This is a genomic window from Rickettsia finnyi (assembly GCF_049668125.1).
GTDB classification, from domain to species: domain Bacteria; phylum Pseudomonadota; class Alphaproteobacteria; order Rickettsiales; family Rickettsiaceae; genus Rickettsia; species Rickettsia kotlanii.
Window position 1 is genome coordinate 164,465 of the sequence record NZ_CP187160.1, and the last position, 22,349, is coordinate 186,813.

A 22,349-nucleotide genomic window follows, 5' to 3' on the forward strand; every position below is an offset into this window, starting at 1 on the left:
GACATAAGCAGTCATATGACGAAAAAATAATTTATTAACTGGAATAATTATGACACAAGAAAAAAAGAAATTTGATGCCGAGGTTGGCAAGATTTTAAATTTAATGATTCACTCTCTTTATAGTAATAAAGAGATTTTTATGAGGGAGTTAATTTCCAATGCTTCGGATGCTTGTGATAAATTACGTTATTTATCTCAAAGTAACAGTGAATTAGTAGCTGGCGATAGCAATTTTAAAATTACGGTTAAAGTCGATAAAGATAACGGACAAATCATTATTCGTGATAACGGCATCGGTATGAATAAAGACGATTTAATTGAAAATCTCGGTACTATTGCAAGATCGGGTACGGCAAATTTTCTTAAAAGCCTATCCGGTGATTCTAAAAAAGACAATATGCTAATCGGTCAATTCGGTGTTGGATTTTATTCAAGCTTTATGGTAGCCGATAAAGTGACTGTAACCTCAAGAAAAGCTGGGGAAGATAAAGTCCATATTTGGGAATCAGACGGGCTTGGTGAATATACTGTCTCAGATTCAGATAAAGAATTCACAAGAGGCACGGAAATCGTTTTACATATCAAAAAGGAAGAAGATACATTCCTTGATCATTTTAGATTAAAACACATCGTTAAAAGCTATTCCGATCACATAGCAGTACCGATATATTTCTTTGATGAAGCTGGTAATAATGAAATCCAGCTTAATTCAGCTTCTGCATTATGGACAAGACCGAAATCGGAAATTACGGAAGAACAATATAAAGAATTCTACAAAAGCCTATCTTATGCCGTTGATGACCCTTGGATAACTATGCATAATAAAAACGAGGGAGCTATAGAATTTACTAACCTACTTTTCATTCCATCAAGCAAAACATTTGATTTATTCCACCCTGATCGCAAAAGGCGAGTAAAATTATATATAAAAAGAGTATTTATATCTGATGAGAATATAGATTTAATCCCGTCATATTTAAGATTTTTACGAGGCGTGGTTGATTCAGAAGATTTACCACTAAATATTAGCCGTGAATCACTGCAGCATAACAACGTGCTTGAGAAAATCAAAAATGCTATTACAAAAAGAGTGCTTGGCAAGCTTAGAAAGAAGAAAGAGGAATCACCTGAAGAATATAATAAGTTTTGGGCTAATTTCGGCGGTGCTTTAAAAGAGGGTTTATGTGAGGCTACTACCGATCATGAAAAATTATTAGAGGTATGCATATTCAGAAGTGCCTTGCATAATAAAATGATCAGCCTTGACGAATATATAGCGAATTTTAAAGAAGGGCAGAGTACTATATATTATTTAAGCGGTGATAACCCCGATAAATTACTTTCAAGCCCACAAATCGAAGGGTTGTTAAGTAAAAAAATCGACGTATTACTTTTTACCGATACAGTGGATGATTTTTGGGTAAATGTTAATAGCAAATATAAAGAACATGCTATTAAATCAGCGACAAGAAGCGATATCGATGTAGAGCAAACTACTTCACAATCTGAGGAGAAAAATACAGATAGTAAAAAACCCGATGATGAATATAAATTGCTAACAGATTATTTTAAAGAGACACTAGGGGAGTTGGTAAAAGAAGTTAAGATCTCTAAAAAACTTACTTCAAGTCCTGCTTGTCTTGCCGTTAGCGACGCTGCTATGGATATTCGTATGGAAAGATTTTTGATTGAGCAGAAACAAATAGCTAATGCCTCTGCTAAAAACCTAGAGTTAAACCCTAAAAATAAAATCATAGAGAAAATCTTTAACGACTTAAAAGCAAATAATAAAAATAATGAAGAATTGGTTAATCTAATATTTGATCAAGCCTGTATTTTAGAGGGTGAACCGGTTGCTGATACAGGTGCATTTTCAAAGAGATTAAACGATATTGTACAAAAAACCATATTATAACTTTAAACTTTTTTAATTTTAATGTAGAATAGTTGCAAACGTGAGTTTGGAAGTATTGTTCTGTTCAATGTCATTCCCGCGTAGGCGGGAATCTAGAAAGAACATTCAAAATATCTGATTATAGAATTTTATAATTAATAAAATGGATTCCCGCCTACGCGGGAATGACATCGAGGAAATGTCTTATTACGATATTATATTTAGCAAACATATAGATAAGATTAAAAGCGAAGGAAGATATCGAGAATTTAAGGCCTTAAAAAGACAAGCCAATAATTTTCCTTTTGCAGAACACGCTAATAAACAAATAGTTATGTGGTGCATTAATGACTATTTGGGTATGAGTAAACATGCAAAAGTAATGCACGCTTCTATAGATGCCTTGCTAAAATACGGTGTTGGATCAGGTGGAACTCGCAATATCGGCGGTAATAATATCGCCATTCTTGAGCTTGAAAAAGAACTTGCAAATTTACACAAAAAGCAAGCAGCTTTAGTTTTTACATCTGGTTTTGTTGCAAATGATACAACGCTTGCAAGTCTTGCTAAAATCATGCCAGATATAGTATTTTTCTCTGATGAGCTAAATCATGCATCAATAATTGCAGGGATTACAAGTTCAAGAGCCGAGAAATATATATATAGACATTTAGACGTTAAGCATCTAGAAGAGCTTTTACAATCAGTCGATATTAATAGACCGAAAATTATTGTTTTTGAATCAGCTTACTCTATGGATGGTTTTTTCTCACCTATCAAAGATATAATCAACTTAGCCAAAAAATATAATGCTTTAACCTTTATTGATGAAGTGCATACGGTCGGTTTATACGGTAAACAGGGTGGCGGTATTGCCGAGCTTCTTAATTGTAGTGATCAAATCGATATTATTCAAGGGACGCTTGCCAAAGCATATGGTACTATCGGCGGTTATATTACTAGCAACAATAATTTAGTCGACGCTATAAGACTAACCGCTCCAGGGTTTATTTTCACTACTTCATTGCCGCCGGTAATTTCTACCGCTGCAACACATAGTATTAGACATCTTAAAGAATCGAATGAAGAACGAATAAAACATCAAGAAGTAGTTACAAAACTTAAAAATTCTTTTGAACATTTTAATATACCTTATTTGAAAAATGAAAGTCATATAGTGCCGATAATTATTGGTGATCCGATTAAAACGGCGGAAGCCTCAAATATGCTCCTTAATGAATACGGTATTTACGTTCAACATATCAATTTTCCAACCGTACCGAGAGGTACAGAACGCCTCCGAATCATCCCAACCCCTGCCCATACCGACAAAATGATCAATGATTTATCTGTAGCTTTAGTGCAGATATTTACTGAACTTGATATAGAATTATCTTCTGCTAAAGAATTTAACGAAGAAGTACGCTTAAATCTTATTGCTTAACGCCGTTGTGATGGAAATTACGCAGTAATTGACGAAGCAATCCAGTAAAAAATGCTGTCAATCAGAATTTTTTTAATTATTTTTTTGGATTGCCACGTCGCTTCACACCTCGCAATGACGATTTGGCCTCCACGCGACAACACTTTCAGCTGTTTAGCTCATGACAATATCTATCTTTAACTTAATAATGTCTAAAAAATAAAGTAATATGAATTTTTTACTGAATATGTCTTTTTTTGACCACAAAACTGCAATTATTAAACTCTTAAAACTCATGCTGGCAAAGAGTTTACTGCTTATAAAGTAGCAACCTGGCTAATTGATACTTATCCTGAAGAAGCAAAGAAAAAAGAGGAAGTAAGCAATGACAAACGATTACTTAATGCTAAAAGCAAAGTAAGAAAGAGAAAAATTATTATCATGACTTATAGCAATGAATTGAACAAGCTATTGAATGCTATACAAAAAATAGAACCGGAAATTAAAATAACCAAGAGAGAACGCTGGTTTAGATATTGTTATGTTAACAATATTAATAACATAATTAATTATGATAATAAATGCTATGAGATATTTGATCTTAAATCCGCAATTATTAAGTTTCTTAAGATTAATACCGGAAAAGAATTTACTACTTCCCAAATAGCCGTATGGATAGTTGAAACGTACTCTCAAGAGGCTGCTCGAAAAGTGCAAACAAGTAACGATAAGCTATTAATGAACGTTAACAAGATGAGTAACACAAAAGAAATACTTTTGTATAAAAATGAAATGAAGACGCTATTACCTACAACCATACCAAAAATAGAACCGAACATTAAGATAATAAAAAAGGGAAATCGGGCTAAATATTGTTATATTAATAATACCGATAAGATATTTGATATATCCAAAATTATTAAAGTCCTTGAAAATTATAAGAAGCAGAAGCTTACTGCTATGGAAATGACTCAATTGCTGTTAAGTGCTAATGCGAAATAGTTAGTGATTATAAAAATAGACGACTATATGCCAGCAAAGGTGAGTTCTGCGAAACTCACAGTTAGCAATGCCTAATCCTAATGGGATTTTACAAAAACTATTGCATATTTCAGCTCTTTAGTTTATTTTGATTAGCAAACTATATACAGAATTAATGGATTATTAAAATGGGAATTACCATATTAAAAAATGAAGGATTGGATTTTCATGCAAGAATTTCTACTCCTTTAAGTGAGATAGATGACGATATTCAAAAAGAATTACTTGATTTAACCAAAAAAGTTAAAATAGCAGGTTTTAGAGCCGGTAAAGTACCGGTTTCAATTGTTAAGAAAAAATACGGTACTTCTGTCAGGAATGATATAATAGAAAGAAGAATTAACCATTCAGTAAATCACGTTATTAAAGAGCATAATCTAAATATAATCGGTAGACCCAAAATTGAAGAATTACAAAACGAATCCGATAAAGCTTTAGAATTTACCGTAAAAATAGAGCTGCTACCTAAAATTACTATTCCAGATTTAAAAAAAATCTCACTAGATCGTCCAAAATTAGAAGTAAACTCTAAAGATGTTGAAGAACAACTAGAAAAACTTGCTGCATTAACAAAAAATTATACTAAAGAAAGTAAAGCAAAAATAAAAGATGGAGATCAGGTTACTATTGATGCAATCGGGTACATCAAGGAGAAAGCTTTTGAGGACGGTAAATTAAATGATTTTAAGGTAATAATAGGTAGTAATGCACTTATTCCCGGTTTTGAGAAACAATTAATAGGTTTTAAAACAGGTAGTGAAGTAGATGTTAATGTTACTTTTCCTGAAAATTACCATGCTAAAGATTTAGCAGGTAAGGATGCTCATTTTGTAGTACAAATTAAAGCAGTACATACTGCAGAACCTACCGTTATCGATGACGAATTTGCTAAAAAATTCCAAAGTAATAGCCTTGAAGAATTGCGTACACATTTTACTAAACAAATAGAAAATGAGTCGGAAGAAGCTATTAATACTATAATGAAAATGAACTTATTTGATAAGTTAGAAAAATTGTTAGATTTTGATGTACCGGAATCTTTATTAGAGCAAGAAAAAAATATTCTAAAGTCCGGAACCGATAAAAATGAACAAGATGAATCATTATTGAAAGACAAATCCTCTCAAGAAATAACAGCATATTATAATAAATTAGCCCTACGCCGTGTGCGAATAGGCTTATTACTTGCTGAATATGCAAAATCTAAAAATTTGCAATTAGAGCCTGATGATTTAAGAAAAGTTATTATGCAACAAGCACGTAATTTTCCTGGGCAGGAAAATATGATATTTGATTTTTATAAAAATAATCCTAGAGCAATTGAAAGACTTAAAGGTCCTGCCTTAGAAGATAAAGCTGTACAATATATATTTAATCACGAAATAAAGCTTAAAGAAAAGAAATATACTAAGGAAGAGCTAGAGAAATATCTAGAAGCAGAAGAGCAACGTATTACTTTAATTTAAAGTTTATTAATTGTCATTGCGAGGGGATATTATTGCGTGGATATCAAGTCATCATTGCGAGCGAACGTTAGTGAGCGTGGCAATCTCAGGAATCCTCGCAATGACAATCCTCAGTATCCACGCAGGCAATACCTAGTAGTATTACTCCTGATTTTTTATAGTCTCCAAAGCAAGTTGGACTATTTTATTTACTCCAGCATTAGTGTAGGTAGAGATAGGAAAAACTTCTTTATTAGTAACTTTCTGCAACTTATTTATTTTTTCCTGTATTTCCTCATCTGTGAGAACATCGCATTTATTAAGACATATGATTTCGATTTTATTTTTTAGATAATCGGAATATGATTCAAGCTCAAGACGTACCGTATTATAATCTGCAACTACATCATTACTAGAGCCGTCTATTAAATGTATTAATACATTACATCTTTCTATATGCTTTAAGAATTTATCGCCAAGTCCGTGACCTTGATGAGCCCCCTCAATTAAGCCAGGAATATCGGCTATGATAAATTCTTTGTCATCAACATATACCACTCCAAGATTCGGCACTAAAGTAGTAAAGGGATAATCGGCAATTTTAGGCTTGGCTGCCGTTACAACGGATAAAAAAGTAGATTTACCGGCATTTGGAAGCCCCACAAGCCCAATATCAGAGAGAAGTTTTAAACTTAAATGAATCCACATTTCTTCAGCAATTTCTCCTTCCGTACGCTTTCTTGGAGCTTGATTAACCGATGATTTGAAATGGCTGTTACCAAGACCGCCACTTCCTCCTTTAATTATTTCAAAGCTTTGATCATCCACAGTGAAATCATGCAATAATATATTGCCGTCCTCGGAAAAGATTTGAGTACCGATCGGAACATCAAGAACTAATGATTTTCCTGATTTACCGCTTCTATTTGAATCTTTACCGTTTCCACCGTTTTCTGCGGTAAAATGCTGTTTATATCGATAATTTACTAGCGTATTAAGATGGTGATTACTCCTAAAAATAACACTACCGCCACGTCCACCATCACCACCGTCCGGTCCGCCTCTGTCAATAAATTTCTCACGATGGAAACTAACACAACCATTGCCGCCGTTTCCACCTTTTATATATATTTTAACTTCATCAATAAAATGCATATGATTTATATTTTCAACGTTATTGCGAGGAGCGAAGCGACGTGGGCAATCTCATCAAATCTCTTGAGATTGCTACACTCCTTGCAGTCGCTCGCAATAATGTTTACCGCTCCCGAATCCCCTTATACTCTCTATGTACATAACCGGTGTAAAGCTGTCTAGGTCTGCTGATTTTTTGTTCAGGGTCTTCGTGCATTTCTTTCCATTGTGCCATCCAGCCTACGGTTCTTGCTATTGCAAAAAGTACCGTGAACATTTGCGACGGTATACCCATAGCTTTATAGATAATACCCGAATAAAAATCAACATTTGGATATAATTTTCTCTCAATAAAATATTCATCTTTAAGAGCGATAGCTTCAAGTTCTATTGCTATTTGTAAGAGTGGATTGTTGTCTAGCTGCCCAAGTTCCTTTAATACTTCTTTGCACGTTTCTTTAAGTACTGCGGCACGCGGATCATAGTTTTTATATACACGATGACCAAAACCCATTAACCTAAATGGATCATTTTTATCCTTCGCTTTAGCTATATATTTAGGAATATACTCAGAACTACCGATTTCTTTAAGCATATTTATTACCGCTTCATTAGCCCCGCCGTGAGCAGGTCCCCAAAGTGCGGCAATACCCGTGCTAATACAAGCAAAAGGGTTAGCTCCGGATGAGCCGGCAATTCGGACTGTTGAAGTAGAAGCATTCTGCTCATGATCGGCATGTAGGATAAATATCTTATTAAGAGCATTTTTTATTATTGGATTTACTTTATATTTCGTACAAGGCGTTGCAAACATCATATGCAGAAAATTTTCGGTAAAATCTAACGAATTATCAGGATAAATAAACGGTTGTCCTATAGAATATTTATAAGACATCGCGGCAATGGTAGGTATCTTAGCAATCATTCTAATAGCGGTAAGTTCGTAATCTGGTTCCTTAAAATTCAATAAATCAGGATAAAATGCTGCAAGAGAACCGACAGCCGCAAGCATAATAGCCATAGGATGAGAAGAGCTACAAAAGGTTTGAAATAAATAGTGTAATCTTTCATTCACTAATGAATGATGAGCAACCTGTTTAGTGAAATTATTATACTGCTCGCCACTTGGTAGTTCCCCATACATCAATAAATATGCCACTTCTAAAAAATCACCTTTCTCAGCTAAGTCTTTAATATCATATCCTCGATGCCGCAAGATTCCTTTATCACCGTCTATATAGGTGATAGTAGACTGACAAGAAGCAGTAGACATAAAACCCGGGTCGTAAGTAAAGCAATCGGCTTCCGCAGATACCCTACTTATATCGATTACATCCTCACCGATACTTGCTTTAAGTATAGGTAATTTAAATATTTTTCCTCTGATTTTTAATTCAGCAAATTCTGAATCATTATTATTTTCATTGGTCATATGATGGATACACCTTATTTTTATACATCAGTAAGTATAACCCTAATTTAATGAAATTAGAAATGAATTATGATTTATTAGGATTTAAAAATTTTCTTTAATATCTTACTCAACTTGCAAGGTTAATGAAAATTTAAAACGCACATGCTGCTATTTTCAACTGCAAGCCTAAAGCGTTTAATAAAGATCCTATATTGTCGACACTTGGATTACCTTTGCTAGATAACATTCTATATATATGTTGTCTATTTAGAGCTTCTTTAGAGATTTTTGCTATACCTCTCTTGCTATAATGGCTTCTTTTAAAGTAACCATTATAGCTCATTATTATGATCCACGAAATATTGCTCTAATGTTTCATTAATATACCCTACTAATATTTCCTCATTTTGTAATTTTGCTTTTACATAATCTGTAAACTTTCCATATAACACCCTCAATTTCATTTATAAACTTCTTCTATTATTTCCAAGGCTTTTTTAATATCTTTGCCTTGAGTATCTTTATTACCTGCATTTAATAGCAGAATATCTGTTATAAAAATTGTATTTGTTTAGTGTTTTGAGCTTAACTAGAGATGATTACACTGTCGCATATATACGACTAATTGTCCAGTAGCAAATTATTTTGAAAAGTACGTGAAGCTGTGAGTACTAGATTAATGTACAAGTTATGCAAGAAGTCTATTATTGACTAAATACTCCTTAATCTTGAGTAAATCATACCAAGAAGTACGTTTTTGCATAGGTTGGCGGAGTAAATAGGCAGGATGGAAGATTGCCGTAGTTTGAATAGGAGCGGATAGATATTTATTGGTATAAAAATAATATTCTTGTCTTATTTTAGTAATACCTGAATTTTTTCCAAGTAAGCTAGTTGCAGCCGTGCTACCGACTAGAATAATTAGCTGTGGGTTAATAAGCGCAATATGCTTCTCGACAAAAGGTCTACAAATATCGACTTCTTCGAACGTCGGCTGTCTATTAGCAGGAGGACGCCAAAATACCGTATTAGTAATATAAGCATTATTTTTTCGTGAAATTCCGATAGCGTGTAGCATATTATCAAGTAAATTGCCACTTTCGCCGCAAAAAGGTATTCCTTTCAAATCTTCGGTACTTCCCGGGGCTTCGCCTATTAACATAATTTTAGCTTCCAAACTACCGTCACCGAAAACCGTATTAGTAGCAAATTTCTTAAGTTCACAACCATTAAAATTTAGTAGAGATTCTTTTAGTTCTTCGATATTATTAGCTTTATCGGCAAGAGATCTTGCTAGGGTTATATTATCATGAACTTTATCATTCATATTGAATACAGTTTCTTTTGTAGACATAAGTTTTACTTGTGGCTTTTCAGTTAGTTCAGTATTATTACGTACCTTTAATTGCGGTGGATGTTCATGGCAATAATATTCAACACCGATTGCACTTAACCATTTAAGCGTATTATTCATTATCTTAAAATAAAATATGTTAAAATATTCCGTACCACACGAACTAAATGGCATAAGGCTTGATAAAGCTCTATCATCACTTCTTGAAAATGTCTCAAGGAATCAAATCCAAAAAGCTATTAAAGATTCGCAAGTACTAGTTAATGATGTAATTATTTCTGATCCTGATGTTTTGGTCAAGGAGAATGATATTATATTATTTTCTTTTAAAGAACCTGAAGAGCTAAAAATTGCAGCAGCAAATTTAGCACTTGATATAATATATGAAGACGATGATTTGATAGTAATTAACAAAGCTGCAGGTATGACGGTACACCCGGGAGCAGGGCATCATAACGATACGCTTGTTAATGCTTTATTACATCATACAAAAAACTTATCGGATATCGGCTCATCAGAAAGACCCGGGATAGTACATCGTTTAGATAAAGACACTACGGGCTTGATGGTAGTTGCTAAAAATAATAAAGCACATATGCTACTTGCAAATCAGATAGAACAAAGGCAGGTAATACGGAAATATAAAGTGTTAGTGTGGGGAATAATAAATCCACTAGAAGGAGTCATTAAGAATAATATAGGTCGCAGCCGAAGCGATCATCAAAAAATGACCATATTAAAATATGGCGGCAAAGAAGCCGTTACACATTATAAGACTCTAGAATTATTTTATAAAGGTAGTATTAGTATGGTGGAGTGCAAGCTTAGTACTGGTAGAACTCACCAAATTAGAGTACAGCTAAGCCATTTAAAGCATTCGGTAGTCGGCGACCAAACTTACGGCAATAACGACCGAAAAATTGCTCATTCTCCCCCTGAACTAAAAGCAAAATTAATTGATTTTAAACGTCAAGCCTTACATTCTTGGTATTTAAGTTTTACTCATCCGACTAGTAATGCGATTATGAAATTTTCTTGTAAGTTACCAAGGGATATGGAAGAGATAATTAGTTTATAATTGACAAAAATATTAATTTTTTAATATAAAATTAAGAATTAATATTTAAAAGATTTATAAAATGAAAAAAGCTAATACTAAATTAGAAGAAGCCTTATATTCTATGGAAGAGGGTATTTTAAACCTTAGAAAACAAAAAGCGAGCTTAGAAGAGATTTTTACTTTTCTGCAAGATTTAATTATTTCATATATCATTATAGAGAGTGGCCAGAAGTAAAAGATTTTATTTTAAAATTAGGTAATAATTTATCTTTTAAACCGCAATCTATAAAAATTGCTAGCTCTTCCCAATAATAGTACAGAACATGAAATTAAAATTTCTGAATTCGTCAATGAAATTCTTTCTCTAAGATTAAAAACAGGCATAAATATTAATAATAGTACGTATATTGATGATGCAAATTATAGGAAAGAAATTTTATTAAAAAAATTTTTAGAAGAATTAAAAAAAATGATTTTAATGAGCAAGAAGCACAATTAAATAAATTTATAAAAGTTGCATGTACAGAAGCAAAAGCACCTGATAATATAGACATGCAATATATGCAAGCTCTGCGGATTTTCTCTGAATTTGATTTCAGTAAAATAGATGAAAAATATTCTAATTTACAACATCTTTTTACAAAGCTATATAAAGCACAAGAAGTAAAATCAGAAATTTATCATTATGAAGTAGAAGATGATTTACATTTTTATATGGTAAAAGTTAATGGAGTAAATGTAACTACTTGGCAAAATTTCTTAAAGAAACAGGGGGAGTTTATAAACCAGTCTAGGAAAAAAGAATATAGAAAAGCTTTTATGGGACTAGATGCTGTTGACTCTAGCATAGAATATCATGACCAAGATTTAAGAGATGTATATATGTAGTTTTTACCTATAATAAAGCATGGGAACAGAAAAGTAGTATTGATATACCATCGGTAGAAATAATTATAACTATGGCAGCTTCCAAAACGCAAATTTTATTTCACATATAGGAATAACAACAGCTCCAATATATGACTATAATAATACTAAAAAACATTCAAGTCTTTCACTTAAACTTCATAGTTTTATTGCTAAATGTGCAGAGATTATTTATCCTAACAAAAAAGAATATATATGATTACTGTTCCAACAAAAAATATGACTCATATTATTATTAAAGAATATGAGAAAAAACAAATTTTAGATAAAAAATATATAGGACATCAAGACACTAGAATATATTTTAAAAAATCAACAAGAAATTTTAGGTGAGAAGAAAGCTCCCATAAAATTTACCGAAGCAGGATATGGTACTTTTTCTGACTTGATTTTGTATGGGAAAAATGGTGAAGTACTAAATAAACTAACTGCTAACCAGATAAAAGGAGAGTTCGCTTGGTTTTGTACTAGTTCTTATTTATTAAAAAATCAACACGAACAAGAACCTTTAATCACTTGTGATTTAGAAACATTAGCAAATCTTAGCTTTAAAATAGCTATATAGAACATGAATATTATTCAGAAATAATTGGTGATATAATAACATAAAACGGTTTATGAAAATAATTAAAATACCTAAAACCAAAAATTATCTTAAAATAGTAACTCTAGAACCCGAATATTATAAGAATAAATTTGGTAATAATATATTTCGTGAATTTACTGAACTTAAAAAACGAGCAACACTAGGTAGTATAGATGAGATTTTAGAAATGAAAAATTTTGGCAGAAAATAAAACTTTCCATGCAATGTTCTATAAAGCAAATTCTTAGTAACGCTACAGATAAATTAAATAAAATAGGTATTAGTTCGCCGCAATTAGAAGCACGAATTTTACTACAGCATGTTATAAATAAACCTATTGAGTATTTACTTATTAATCTTGATGAGCAGTTAAATGAAGCCGAGATAGAAGCTTTTGAAAAACTGTTAGAGAGAAGATTAAAGCATGAACCGATAGTATATATTACAGGTGTTAAAGAATTTTACTCACGTGAATTTATTGTTAATAAACATGTATTAATTCCAAGAAGCGATACTGAAGTTTTGGTGGATGTTGTATTTCAATGTCATTCCCGCTTTCGCGGGGATGACATAAGCGAAAACTGCAATGACAAATTCTTAAATATCCTAGAACTTGGTACAGGTAGCGGCTGCATTGCTATCAGTCTATTATGTGAGTTACCGAATGCTAATGTAATTGCGACTGATATAAGTCTTGATGCTATAGAAATTATTAAAAGTAATGCGGCAAAATATGAGGTAACGGATCGCATTCAGATTATTCACAGTAATTGGTTTGAGAACATTGAAACTCAGAAATTTGATTTTATCGTTAGCAACCCGCCATATATAGCTCTCAGCGAAAAATCAGAGATGGCAATTGAAACAATCAATTATGAACCGTCTATTGCTTTATTTGCTGAAAAAGACGGATTGCAAGCTTACTTTCGCATCGCCGAAAATGCCAAACAATTCTTAAAACCAAACGGTAAGATTATATTAGAAATAGGGTTTAAACAGGAAGAAGCGGTAACCCAAATTTTCTTAGATCATGGTTATAATATTGAAAGCGTTTATAAGGACCTACAAGGTCACAGTAGGGTAATATTATTTTCTCCTATTAATAATCGGTTATATGCAAGACGTATCGGTAAAAGCTTATCAGGAGTATAACAGAATTTATTAGATAACAAACTACCAAAATATTTATTTTCTAAAGAAAAGCTTGTAAATGAAAAACGTAAAGTATTTCTTGAGATAGGCTTTGGTATGGGTGAGCATTTCATTAATCAAGCTAAAATGAATCCTAATGCACTTTTTATTGGGGTAGAGGTATATTTAAATGGAGTTGCAAATGTTTTAAAACTTGCAGGCGAACAAAATATCACGAATTTTTTATTATTCCCTAATAATTTGGATTTAATATTAAATGAGATACTAAGTAATAGCCTTGATGGAATTTATATTTTATTTCCCGATCCATGGATAAAAAATAAGCAAAAAAAGAAACGTATTTTCAATAAAGAACGACTTAAGATTTTACAAGATAAGCTAAAAGACAATGGTAATTTAGTATTTGCTTCCGATATCGAAAATTATTTTTATGCAGCAATAGAGTTAATACAGCAGAACGGTAATTTTGAAATTATAAATAAAAATGATTATTTAAAACCGCACGATAACTATGTAATTACCAAATATCATCAAAAAGCTATTAAGGCGAATAGAACGCCGAAATTTATGATTTTGCGGCACGTTTTAGGCGATCATTAATTGCAGCCCCTATATTCACCTGAGGTATAGGGCTAACTGCTATACCTCTTACATCATGAGATGCAGCATAATCGTCAAGTATTCTTAAATAAGCATAAAGATTTGCAGCGGCTTCTATAAAGTCACCTTTTACACTTAAGTTTAATGAAAATCTTCCTGTAAGATTGCTATTGCCAAAATTTAATCCGATTTCTTTATCCTCTAAATTTATAGCATTTAGCCTAACCGGTACTTTTGGTGAATAGTGTTTTGCAAGCATTCCCGGAGCTTTTATAGTACTTGTCTCTGATGCTTTTAAAACTTCTATCCCTAGTATTTCTCCTAAAATTTCAGCAGTTATAAACCCTTCTCTAAGAATAGTAGGAGTAACAGTTGTTGTATCGATTATCATTGACTCTAGCCCATATTTAGATTGATAGATTTCAGGTGCTAAAATAAAAATTTCCTGATTATCCTTAAAATGTTTTGTTACATGCTCAGCGTTAGTCGGACTAATATAGTTTGAAGGATTAGCACTTGGGGCAGCTATAGGTATACCTGATTGTCTGATAAGCTCTAACGCTACAGGATAAGACGGTATCCGAAGTGCTATGGTATTTAGTCCTGCTGTTACGCTAGGGGCAATATTTGCATTCTTTTTTAAAGGAACAACTATAGATAATGGTCCAGACCAAAAATTTTCTGCTATTTTTGTAGCTAAATCGTCAAACTCCCCTATTTCCTTTGCTTGCTCTATGGAGGAGACATGCACGATAAGCGGATTGATAGCAGGGCGCTCTTTGAACTGAAAAATCTTTAAACACGCCTCATTATTTGTGGCATCCGCACCAATCCCATAGACTGTTTCAGTCGGGAAAACAACCACTTTACCTGATTTTATAAATTGAACTGCTTTGTTTATCATAAGCGGTTAAACTTAGCTACTTTATCAAATAATTCGCACATATTCTGTAATAACGACAAACGATTTTGAGCGATCTTTGGATCAGAGTCATTAACGAGTACATTATCAAAAAAGCTAGTAATGGGAGTTAATAGAGATGATAATAAATTTAAGGCTTTCTTATAATCTTTATCAGCTATACTATCTATAATTTGCAGAGAAATTTTTTGGATTACTTCAAATAATTCTTTTTCAGGTTGTGTACTAAAAAGACTCGCATCAACTAAGCCGGTAATTTTCTGATCACCAATTATATTGCTAGCTCGTTTGTAAGCATTTAATAATTGCTTGCCTGCGTCTTCTATTAAAAATTCTTTTAACGCATCAAGCTTAAAGTTTGTATCTACTAAATTTAAGTCAAGAACTGCATTAATTAACGCAATATCATAGTCATTTTTAAAATAAAATTTTGCTCTTTCTTCAAAAAAAGATATGATTAAATTCTTATTTTCGTCAGATGAATCTTTATATAAGTTTATAGAAAAATTAATTAAATCATTAAAATTTAGCTCTAATTTATTTTCAAGTATTATTCTTATTATACCAAGAGCTTGACGTCTTAAAGCATATGGATCACCTGAGCCGGTTGGTGCTTCCCCTGCTATCATCAAACCTACTAAACTATCTAGCTTATCAGCTAAAGCAAGTAAAGCCGCATTTCCGCTTGGTACATTGTCGCTCAAACCTTGCGGTTTATAATGGTCTCTAATTGCAGCGGCTACTTCTGCATTTAGCCCTTCATGTTTTGCATAATAATAACCCATAATCCCCTGTAAATCAGGAAATTCCCTGACCATCTCAGAAACAAGATCACTTTTGCAAAGTCTAGCTGCTGTAATCAAATCCTTATTATTTGGAGCTATATAATTACAAATATCGGTTATGCGTTCAATTTTTTCTCTTAAATTACCAAGCTTTGCATGAAATGTTACAGCTTCTAATTGGCCTAATCTTGATTCTAAAGTTTTAGCTATATCCTGCTTACAAAAATATAAAGCATCCGAAAGACGTGCCGATAGAACTTTCTCGTTACCTTGAATAACTAGTTCAGCATTTGTAAATCTGCCATTACTGACAAAGAGAAAATACGGTGTGAAATTTCCTGTTTTATCAAATAAACAAAAATATTTCTGATGCATACGCATCGAAGAAATAAGTACTTCTTTAGGTAACTCTAAAAATTTTTGCGGGATTTGTCCAAGCAGTACAACAGGAAATTCGCTAAGCCCTGCTACTTCTTCTACTAAACGATTATCTTCTTTTATAATTAAATCATGAGAATTTGCCAGTTCCAGTAAACCGGTTTTAATTATTGCCTCTCTCTTTGCTCTTTCTAAAATAACATGATTTTCTAAAAGCTTATTTCTATAATCTTCAAAATCTGTTACTTCTAATTTTTTATTATCAGTAAGACGATGCCCATATGTAATATTATTAGCGGTTAAATGCCCAAATTGCATCGGTAATATTTCGCCGTCAAATATGCATAAAATATTTCGCAGAGGTCTAATCCATTTTATTTTGTAATCACCCCAAAACATCGATTTTGCCCAACTATATTTATTAATAGCCTCTATAATAATCTCCGGCAAAATCTCTTTTATTTCTCTTTCTTCTGTTTTTTTGACAAAGAAATAATATAGCTGATTACTAATTAATTTAGTAGAAAGCTCTAATTTACTAACATTATGAGCTTTACAAAAGCCGTTAATAGCGGCTTCCGGAGCTTCTATGCTTGGTCCTTTAATTTCTTCCTCTTTTGGCAAAGTTATCTTTGGCAAATGGGTAGCATGCAGCGTTATCCTACGAGGTCCCACGAATACTTGTACTTTTGCAAATATTTCGTTTTCTTCAAAAATTTTCGTGAATATATTTAAATAACCCTCTTTAGCATTTTTTTGCATACAAACCGGAATTTCTTCGCTAAATAGCTCTAATAATAACTCGCTCACTTGTTCATCTCCAACCATTTTGTACAACAAATTCTAGCTAAATGACGCACTCTTAAAACATAAGAAGCACGCTCAGTGACGCTAATTACTCCAAGTGCATTTAGTTGATTAAATGCATGACTTGCCTTAAGGCATTCATCATAAGCCGGCATAGGTAAATTAGCTTTGATTAATCTCTCACACTGGTCTTCGCTATCCTTGAAATGTCGCAGTAACATTTCACTATCGGCAAGCTCTAAATTATATTTTGAAAATTGCCGTTCAGCTTCGAAATCCACTTCACCGTATTTTAAAGCTTTTTCGCCTACTTGCCCGTTCCAATCAAGCTCTCTTACTTCATCAACACCTTGAATATATAAAGCAAGCCTCTCGAGTCCATAAGTGATTTCACCGGCAACGGGACGGCATTCAATACCGCCGATTTGCTGCATATAAGTAAATTGCGATACTTCCATACCATTACACCATACTTCCCAGCCAAGCCCGGCAGCACCTAAGGTTGGCGACTCCCAATCATCTTCAACAAATCTAATATCATGAATTTTTAAATCTATGCCTAAACATTCTAAGCTTTTAAGATATAACTCTTGAATATTATCCGGCGACGGCTTTAAGATAACTTGAAACTGATAATAATGCTGCATTCTATTAGGATGCATGCCATACCTGCTATCCCCTGGTCTTCTTGATGGCTGAACATATGCAACAGACCAAGATTTAGTACCAAGGCAGCGAAGCACAGTTGCAGGGTGAAACGTACCGGCTCCAACATGGGCATCGTAAGGCTGCAATATTGCACAGCCATAATCCTGCCAATAATTTTGTAATGTCAGAATAATTTGCTGAAATGATAGTTTTTTCATAGGGTATTATTATTGGGAAAGAAAATTTTGATCAGTTAAAAGGATCGAATATTTTTATATTAAACATATTATAATGTTTGATATTTCTAGTAACGAGTATCATATTGTTTTGTTTTGCCTGTGCAGCTATTAAAGCATCGATTGCATTCGTACTATCAATACTCATTAATTCACTCCACTCCTCACATATTTCTTTGTCAATATTATTATTCTTTCTAACCATTTTTCTAATTTCAAACTTGCTATTTTATCTTTCTTTGCTAATTGTGATATTCCCTTTCTTATTTCGCTGATAGTAATACAAACTTAAGTGTAACTGACTAGAATGAACAATTGAAAACCATGCTGCTACTTGAGAATTGGATTTTTTCTTTTGAATTTCAGATACAACATTAGTATCTAATAAATATTTCATAATTCAAAATCTCTAGCATACCCTTTTGCTCTCTGAATATCCAAATTATCTGTCTTAGGTATGCTCAATAAATATTCTTTGAAATCAGGTTTTTGTTTAGTAAGTTGTTTATAGTCTTTTATACTAATAATTACAACTGCTTCTTCACCCCTTTTTGTAATACATTGAGGGGTACCATGCATTGCCATATCAATAATATTACTTAACTTATTCTTTGCTTCGTGTAACTGCCATTTATTTATATAAAATCCTCATATAGCTAGATTGTCTAGATTATTGTAATATAAAGATTCAAAAAAATAAAATATTTTTTTATTAATTTGAGGTCTTAATAATACTCCTTGCCGATCTCGATTTTAGGGCGATTGTTTGCTACTCGCCAATCGTTAGTATCACGAAAAGAATAAACACAACCGCAAAATTCTTGTTTATAAAAGTTCTCTTCTTTGGCAATTTCGTACATTCTGCTAGCACCACCGTCTTTACGCCAATTATAAGTCCAATAGGTCACCCCTTCATAATGAGATGCCGCCCTAGTTCCTGATTCATTAATTTGGTTCATATCTTTCCATCTAGAAATACCAAGCGAGCTAGTTATAACTTTAAAGCCGTTCTCATAAGCATATAAAGCCGTACGCTCGAAACGCATATCAAAACACATTGTACAGCGTATACCTCTCTCAGGCTCAAACTCCATCCCTTTAGCACGCCTAAACCAATTTTGCGGATCATAATCTGCATCGATAAATTCTATATTATGTTTCTCGGCAAATTTAATATTTTCGTTTTTACGAAGCTCATATTCTTTTTTAGGATGAATATTAGGATTATAGAAAAAAAGCATAAACTTAATGCCGGTATCGATCATTTTTTCCATTAAAGGGCCAACACAAGGAGCACAACAACAATGGAGTAAAACCTTGCTTTCACCATTTGGTATTTCAAAAACTTCGCTCATATTATATTTACTAGATTCTTTTTATAGGTTTCTTTATAGAATTTTAGAATTATAGAAGATAACAAGGCAAGTACAATTAAATAATATGCAATAGCATAATTGTCTCCGGTAACTTTCGTTAATATTATTGCTAACATTGGAGCAGTACCGCCAAATATAGCAGCTGCAAGGTTGTATGAAAGTGCAACACCGGTAAATCTTATGCTAGTCGGAAATATCTCTACTAAAACCGTTGGAATAGGCCCCATATAAATGCTAATAACTCCAGCAAATATTACTTGAGATATTATAGCTAAAGTAAAATTCATCGACCCTAAGGCTACAAAAATAGGATAGACTGATAAAATTAACAAGATAATCCCCCATATTAGTACAGGACGTCGCCCCACCTTATCTGAAACATACGCAGATATAGGAAATACTATCATCATTACGATTAATATTATACTACTAACAATTGTGCTTTGCTGATTAGTATAACCGAGTGTTTGCATAAAATTACTAATAAAAACCGTAGCAGTATAAAAAGGAGCAGTTACGGTAATATACAGACCCAGTGCGATAATTAGTTCTTTTGGGTATTTTGTTAATGTTTCTCGTAAAGGAAAACGTGCTAAACGCCCTGTTCCCTTAGCTTTTTTATAAATAGGACTTTCTGCTAGGTTTTTTCTAATATATAAACCTATGGAGCTAATAAATAAACCGGCAATAAAAGGTATCCTCCAACCCCATTCAAATAGCGTATCGGCAGGCATAAAATAAGAAAAACCGGCCGCTGTACCAAGTCCAAGCAGCATACCGCCGCACATACTAACAAATGAGCTACTCCCCGCAAGTCCTCGCTGCTCGAACGAAGCATGTTCTACAATATACGAAATACAACCGCTAAATTCCCCTCCTAAAGAAAAACCTTGTATGAGTCTGATAATAGTTAAAATAATAGGAGCGGCAATTCCAATAGTTTTATAACTTGGTAAGAGCCCTATCCCGGCAGTCGGTATTGCCATAGCTATAATACCCATCACCAAAGCAGTACGTCTACCGAATCTATCACCTATATTACCGAAAATAATACCGCCGAGCGGGCGTACTACAAAGCCTGCAGCAAATACCGCAAAAGTTAACGTCTCTCGCATTTCTGGATCCGGAAAAAAATGCTGACCTATAATATAAGCAAATTGCGCATATAATGCATAATCATACCATTCTAAAGCGTTGCCGATCATGCCGGATATTACTACTTTTCTCATTAAGTTATTTTATTGATTAAAAAAAAGATAATAAGAGTAATATTTTATATTCTCAAGTAAAAATAGCTTTATTTCATGCGAATAGCTTTGCTTGCGTTGATAACATAGTCGTCATTGCGAGGAGCGTAGCGATGTGGCAATCTAGAAAAATAATTAAAAAAATTCTGATTTTACAGAATTTTTACTGGATTACTTCGTCGAATTACTGCGTAATTCTTCTCGCAATGACTATACCCTATCTATGTTTTTCATTAACCACTTTCTTAGTTAATTTAGCATTGATTCGAGAAGGAGAAACTTTAATATTTTGTTTGATGTTTTTTATTTTTTCTTGAGATAGAAGACTTTCTTTATCATTTTGTAATGTTTTCATAAACTTATCTATATTGCTTTGTTCTAGTTTTATTGCATTATCATTATTCAAAATTAATCCTCCAATTTTTTCACCAAGTTCAGGTGCATATCTGATGGCAAAAATTGATGCCGGTACAACTATGATAGAAAAAGCCGCTCCCGCAGTCGCAACACTGATTGCTCCGACTAATAAAGCACAAACAGCACCGGCGATTTTTCCGGTTGCTTGTTTAAATATATTACTTTTTTGTGTAAATACTAAAGACATCTCTAATATTTTATTAAATTCTTTCTTTATATAGATGGTTGCTTCATCAATATTATTATATTTCTTCATGGCATACATTACAGAAGCCTTAAACAATTTTTTGTGAGACTCCGCATAATTTATTATTTTGTCAAAATTCTTCTCTTTTAAAAGAGTTTTAAATATATTTTTAATTTTTTCTTTTTCAGTACTATTTATTTCATCTCCAAAATACACTTCTACAAGATTTTCTGCTATTATATCTTGTGATTGCTCTAAAATATTATGCTTATTTTGCTCATTTTCGTCTTCAGAAGTAATCATTATTGCAAATAACTCTAATGCTACGGAAAAATTATCATCGTTAATAACCCGCATACCTAAATAATTTTTGAGTCTAGAAATACATTTATTAATATATTTTTCAGCTTCTGGTTTAGAATTAAGCCTTAACGTATAATCTATAGCAAGCATATTTGCAATAGTAGAGCAAGTAGATTTCATAAGATTATTGACAAAATTATTAACAATATCTTTTTTAAATAAATTAGTATTTACGTTATTAAGTACTATTGCATTATTCATTTTGGTAATTTATTTTGAGGCTAATTCTCTGATATATAATATCAATTTAGCATAAATAAGATTAGGAGCATGATTTACTGAAAGTTTATATATATTCTTAGGTGTTAACACTTCTTCATGACGTACTCGTACAAAAGATATAAGAGTATTAGGAGGCATATAAGAATAAATTTCAGAGAATATTTTTAGAAAAGTCAAAAAATCTGCACACGCATATTTTATATTTATGCTATAATTATTTACATGAATCGATTCACCTTCTCCTTCAATCGCCTGAACATTATTTTTAAAAAATACTGAATTTATAAATACATCTATAGGTTCTACTAAATTATATTTATTGCTTAAGCTTTTTATTTTAGGAATTAGTTCTTGATAATTTAAGCAACTCACACTACTTGGCACACTTAAATCTACATATTTGTTGTACGATTCTAATATTTCTTCTTTAGAGTTAATGACAGAATAAAGCTTTAAAACTTCCTCTGTTAGATTTTCTTGTAAAACTTGTTTATCAAGAATAGATTTACTGTATTCTTGCTGGACAATTTTTATTATCCAAATAGTTAAGGAAATAAAGAAGAAATATATGATAAATTGAAAAAATATAAGATTCTTTAAATACATAATATATTTTTCAAACATTATTTTTACCTTGGGTTATTAGTGCCGTTGCATGGTTTATGTCATTCCCGCGTAGGTTTAAAGTTTTTTAAAAGCTTGATTTATCTCGCTTTACTCTGGATTCCCGC

General features: G+C 32.5%; 23 protein-coding genes and 2 pseudogenes. 12 read left to right on the forward strand and 13 right to left on the reverse strand.

Annotation, left to right across the window (positions count from 1 at the left end):
• Positions 1-49 precede the first annotated feature (49 nt).
• The 4 genes from htpG (at position 50) to tig (ending at position 5,824) form a co-directional block, all read left to right on the forward strand.
• Positions 50-1,915, forward strand: coding sequence for a molecular chaperone HtpG (gene htpG / locus ACPKKV_RS00915; protein ID WP_392505730.1), 1,866 nt, complete (start codon positions 50-52; stop codon positions 1,913-1,915).
• Positions 1,916-2,093: 178 nt separating this feature from the next.
• On the forward strand, positions 2,094-3,338 hold the full coding sequence (gene hemA / locus ACPKKV_RS00920) for a 5-aminolevulinate synthase (protein WP_392506905.1): 1,245 nt from the start codon (positions 2,094-2,096) through the stop codon (positions 3,336-3,338).
• A gap of 420 nt (positions 3,339-3,758) precedes the next feature.
• Positions 3,759-4,319: a hypothetical protein gene (locus ACPKKV_RS00925; protein ID WP_392505731.1), complete on the forward strand. Its 561-nt coding sequence runs from the start codon at positions 3,759-3,761 to the stop codon at positions 4,317-4,319.
• 167 nt (positions 4,320-4,486) lie between these two features.
• Entirely contained in the window at positions 4,487-5,824 is a 1,338-nt protein-coding gene (gene tig / locus ACPKKV_RS00930; protein ID WP_392505732.1) for a trigger factor, read from the forward strand.
• Positions 5,825-5,965: 141 nt separating this feature from the next.
• Here tig and obgE read toward each other — a convergent pair whose 3' ends face one another.
• From obgE to ACPKKV_RS00950, 4 genes are all read right to left on the reverse strand, one after another.
• Positions 5,966-6,958, reverse strand: a complete 993-nt coding sequence (gene obgE, locus ACPKKV_RS00935; RefSeq protein WP_392505733.1) for a GTPase ObgE — start codon at positions 6,956-6,958, stop codon at positions 5,966-5,968.
• A gap of 103 nt (positions 6,959-7,061) precedes the next feature.
• Positions 7,062-8,369 (reverse strand): citrate synthase, encoded by a 1,308-nt coding sequence (locus ACPKKV_RS00940; protein WP_392505734.1) that lies wholly within the window; start codon positions 8,367-8,369, stop codon positions 7,062-7,064.
• A gap of 133 nt (positions 8,370-8,502) precedes the next feature.
• Positions 8,503-8,694 (reverse strand): helix-turn-helix domain-containing transcriptional regulator, encoded by a 192-nt coding sequence (locus ACPKKV_RS00945; protein ID WP_392505735.1) that lies wholly within the window; start codon positions 8,692-8,694, stop codon positions 8,503-8,505.
• A gap of 345 nt (positions 8,695-9,039) precedes the next feature.
• Positions 9,040-9,825, reverse strand: coding sequence for a uracil-DNA glycosylase family protein (locus ACPKKV_RS00950; protein ID WP_392505736.1), 786 nt, complete (start codon positions 9,823-9,825; stop codon positions 9,040-9,042).
• Positions 9,826-9,841: 16 nt separating this feature from the next.
• Between ACPKKV_RS00950 and ACPKKV_RS00955 the strand changes: the two genes are divergently transcribed.
• From ACPKKV_RS00955 to trmB, 8 genes and pseudogenes are all read left to right on the forward strand, one after another.
• Positions 9,842-10,783 (forward strand): RluA family pseudouridine synthase, encoded by a 942-nt coding sequence (locus tag ACPKKV_RS00955; protein WP_392505737.1) that lies wholly within the window; start codon positions 9,842-9,844, stop codon positions 10,781-10,783.
• Between the two features lie 61 nt (positions 10,784-10,844).
• A complete protein-coding gene (locus ACPKKV_RS00960; protein WP_392505738.1) occupies positions 10,845-11,000 on the forward strand; it encodes a hypothetical protein in 156 nt (51 codons plus the stop codon).
• A 57-nt stretch (positions 11,001-11,057) separates the two neighbouring features.
• Positions 11,058-11,264, forward strand: a complete 207-nt coding sequence (locus ACPKKV_RS00965) for a hypothetical protein (RefSeq protein ID WP_392505739.1) — start codon at positions 11,058-11,060, stop codon at positions 11,262-11,264.
• Between the two features lie 62 nt (positions 11,265-11,326).
• Entirely contained in the window at positions 11,327-11,653 is a 327-nt protein-coding gene (locus ACPKKV_RS00970) for a hypothetical protein (RefSeq protein WP_392505740.1), read from the forward strand.
• Between the two features lie 234 nt (positions 11,654-11,887).
• Positions 11,888-12,025 carry a hypothetical protein gene (locus ACPKKV_RS00975; protein WP_392505741.1) on the forward strand — a complete coding sequence of 46 codons (138 nt, stop codon included), beginning with the start codon at positions 11,888-11,890 and terminating at the stop codon, positions 12,023-12,025.
• 58 nt (positions 12,026-12,083) lie between these two features.
• Entirely contained in the window at positions 12,084-12,257 is a 174-nt protein-coding gene (locus tag ACPKKV_RS00980) for a hypothetical protein (protein ID WP_392505742.1), read from the forward strand.
• Between the two features lie 52 nt (positions 12,258-12,309).
• Complete coding sequence (locus ACPKKV_RS00985; protein ID WP_392505743.1) at positions 12,310-12,489, forward strand: hypothetical protein; 180 nt, start codon at positions 12,310-12,312, stop codon at positions 12,487-12,489.
• Positions 12,490-12,497: 8 nt separating this feature from the next.
• Positions 12,498-14,030 (forward strand): annotated as a pseudogene (trmB, locus tag ACPKKV_RS00990) (bifunctional peptide chain release factor N(5)-glutamine methyltransferase PrmC/tRNA (guanosine(46)-N7)-methyltransferase TrmB).
• Here the strand turns inward: trmB and ACPKKV_RS00995 are convergent.
• The 9 genes and pseudogenes from ACPKKV_RS00995 to ACPKKV_RS01035 form a co-directional block, all read right to left on the reverse strand.
• Complete coding sequence (locus tag ACPKKV_RS00995) at positions 13,996-14,934, reverse strand: L-threonylcarbamoyladenylate synthase (protein WP_392505744.1); 939 nt, start codon at positions 14,932-14,934, stop codon at positions 13,996-13,998. The pseudogene trmB and the gene ACPKKV_RS00995 overlap by 35 nt on opposite strands.
• Complete coding sequence (gene glyS, locus ACPKKV_RS01000; protein WP_392505745.1) at positions 14,931-16,925, reverse strand: glycine--tRNA ligase subunit beta; 1,995 nt, start codon at positions 16,923-16,925, stop codon at positions 14,931-14,933. The genes ACPKKV_RS00995 and glyS overlap by 4 nt, the downstream gene beginning before the upstream one ends.
• Positions 16,922-17,788: a glycine--tRNA ligase subunit alpha gene (locus ACPKKV_RS01005; RefSeq protein WP_392505746.1), complete on the reverse strand. Its 867-nt coding sequence runs from the start codon at positions 17,786-17,788 to the stop codon at positions 16,922-16,924. The genes glyS and ACPKKV_RS01005 overlap by 4 nt, the downstream gene beginning before the upstream one ends.
• A gap of 31 nt (positions 17,789-17,819) precedes the next feature.
• Positions 17,820-18,203 (reverse strand): annotated as a pseudogene (locus tag ACPKKV_RS01010) (type II toxin-antitoxin system VapC family toxin).
• Entirely contained in the window at positions 18,200-18,445 is a 246-nt protein-coding gene (locus ACPKKV_RS01015; protein ID WP_392506906.1) for a type II toxin-antitoxin system Phd/YefM family antitoxin, read from the reverse strand. Before ACPKKV_RS01015 ends, ACPKKV_RS01010 begins: the two are co-directional and overlap by 4 nt.
• An 86-nt stretch (positions 18,446-18,531) precedes the next feature.
• Positions 18,532-19,161, reverse strand: coding sequence for an epoxyqueuosine reductase QueH (locus ACPKKV_RS01020; RefSeq protein ID WP_014409708.1), 630 nt, complete (start codon positions 19,159-19,161; stop codon positions 18,532-18,534).
• Positions 19,158-20,411, reverse strand: coding sequence for a metabolite/H+ symporter (locus tag ACPKKV_RS01025; protein ID WP_392505747.1), 1,254 nt, complete (start codon positions 20,409-20,411; stop codon positions 19,158-19,160). Before ACPKKV_RS01025 ends, ACPKKV_RS01020 begins: the two co-directional genes overlap by 4 nt.
• 235 nt (positions 20,412-20,646) lie before the next feature.
• Positions 20,647-21,597 (reverse strand): RP853 family protein, encoded by a 951-nt coding sequence (locus ACPKKV_RS01030; RefSeq protein WP_392505748.1) that lies wholly within the window; start codon positions 21,595-21,597, stop codon positions 20,647-20,649.
• A gap of 9 nt (positions 21,598-21,606) precedes the next feature.
• Positions 21,607-22,242: a hypothetical protein gene (locus ACPKKV_RS01035; protein ID WP_392505749.1), complete on the reverse strand. Its 636-nt coding sequence runs from the start codon at positions 22,240-22,242 to the stop codon at positions 21,607-21,609.
• Between the last annotated feature and the right edge of the window lie 107 nt (positions 22,243-22,349).

Bases quoted from the DNA above. Each gene is read 5' to 3' on its own strand.
- htpG (WP_392505730.1), top strand. From the start codon at position 50: ATGACACAAGAAAAAAAGAAATTTGATGCCGAGGTTGGCAAGATTTTA.
- hemA (WP_392506905.1), top strand. From the start codon at position 2,094: ATGTCTTATTACGATATTATATTTAGCAAACATATAGATAAGATTAAA.
- ACPKKV_RS00925 (WP_392505731.1), top strand. From the start codon at position 3,759: ATGACTTATAGCAATGAATTGAACAAGCTATTGAATGCTATACAAAAA.
- tig (WP_392505732.1), top strand. From the start codon at position 4,487: ATGGGAATTACCATATTAAAAAATGAAGGATTGGATTTTCATGCAAGA.
- obgE (WP_392505733.1), bottom strand. From the start codon at position 6,958: ATGCATTTTATTGATGAAGTTAAAATATATATAAAAGGTGGAAACGGC.
- ACPKKV_RS00940 (WP_392505734.1), bottom strand. From the start codon at position 8,369: ATGACCAATGAAAATAATAATGATTCAGAATTTGCTGAATTAAAAATC.
- ACPKKV_RS00945 (WP_392505735.1), bottom strand. From the start codon at position 8,694: ATGAGCTATAATGGTTACTTTAAAAGAAGCCATTATAGCAAGAGAGGT.
- ACPKKV_RS00950 (WP_392505736.1), bottom strand. From the start codon at position 9,825: ATGAATAATACGCTTAAATGGTTAAGTGCAATCGGTGTTGAATATTAT.
- ACPKKV_RS00955 (WP_392505737.1), top strand. From the start codon at position 9,842: ATGTTAAAATATTCCGTACCACACGAACTAAATGGCATAAGGCTTGAT.
- ACPKKV_RS00960 (WP_392505738.1), top strand. From the start codon at position 10,845: ATGAAAAAAGCTAATACTAAATTAGAAGAAGCCTTATATTCTATGGAA.
- ACPKKV_RS00970 (WP_392505740.1), top strand. From the start codon at position 11,327: ATGCAAGCTCTGCGGATTTTCTCTGAATTTGATTTCAGTAAAATAGAT.
- ACPKKV_RS00975 (WP_392505741.1), top strand. From the start codon at position 11,888: ATGATTACTGTTCCAACAAAAAATATGACTCATATTATTATTAAAGAA.
- ACPKKV_RS00985 (WP_392505743.1), top strand. From the start codon at position 12,310: ATGAAAATAATTAAAATACCTAAAACCAAAAATTATCTTAAAATAGTA.
- ACPKKV_RS00995 (WP_392505744.1), bottom strand. From the start codon at position 14,934: ATGATAAACAAAGCAGTTCAATTTATAAAATCAGGTAAAGTGGTTGTT.
- ACPKKV_RS01005 (WP_392505746.1), bottom strand. From the start codon at position 17,788: ATGAAAAAACTATCATTTCAGCAAATTATTCTGACATTACAAAATTAT.
- ACPKKV_RS01020 (WP_014409708.1), bottom strand. From the start codon at position 19,161: ATGAGCGAAGTTTTTGAAATACCAAATGGTGAAAGCAAGGTTTTACTC.
- ACPKKV_RS01025 (WP_392505747.1), bottom strand. From the start codon at position 20,411: ATGAGAAAAGTAGTAATATCCGGCATGATCGGCAACGCTTTAGAATGG.
- ACPKKV_RS01030 (WP_392505748.1), bottom strand. From the start codon at position 21,597: ATGAATAATGCAATAGTACTTAATAACGTAAATACTAATTTATTTAAA.
- ACPKKV_RS01035 (WP_392505749.1), bottom strand. From the start codon at position 22,242: ATGTTTGAAAAATATATTATGTATTTAAAGAATCTTATATTTTTTCAA.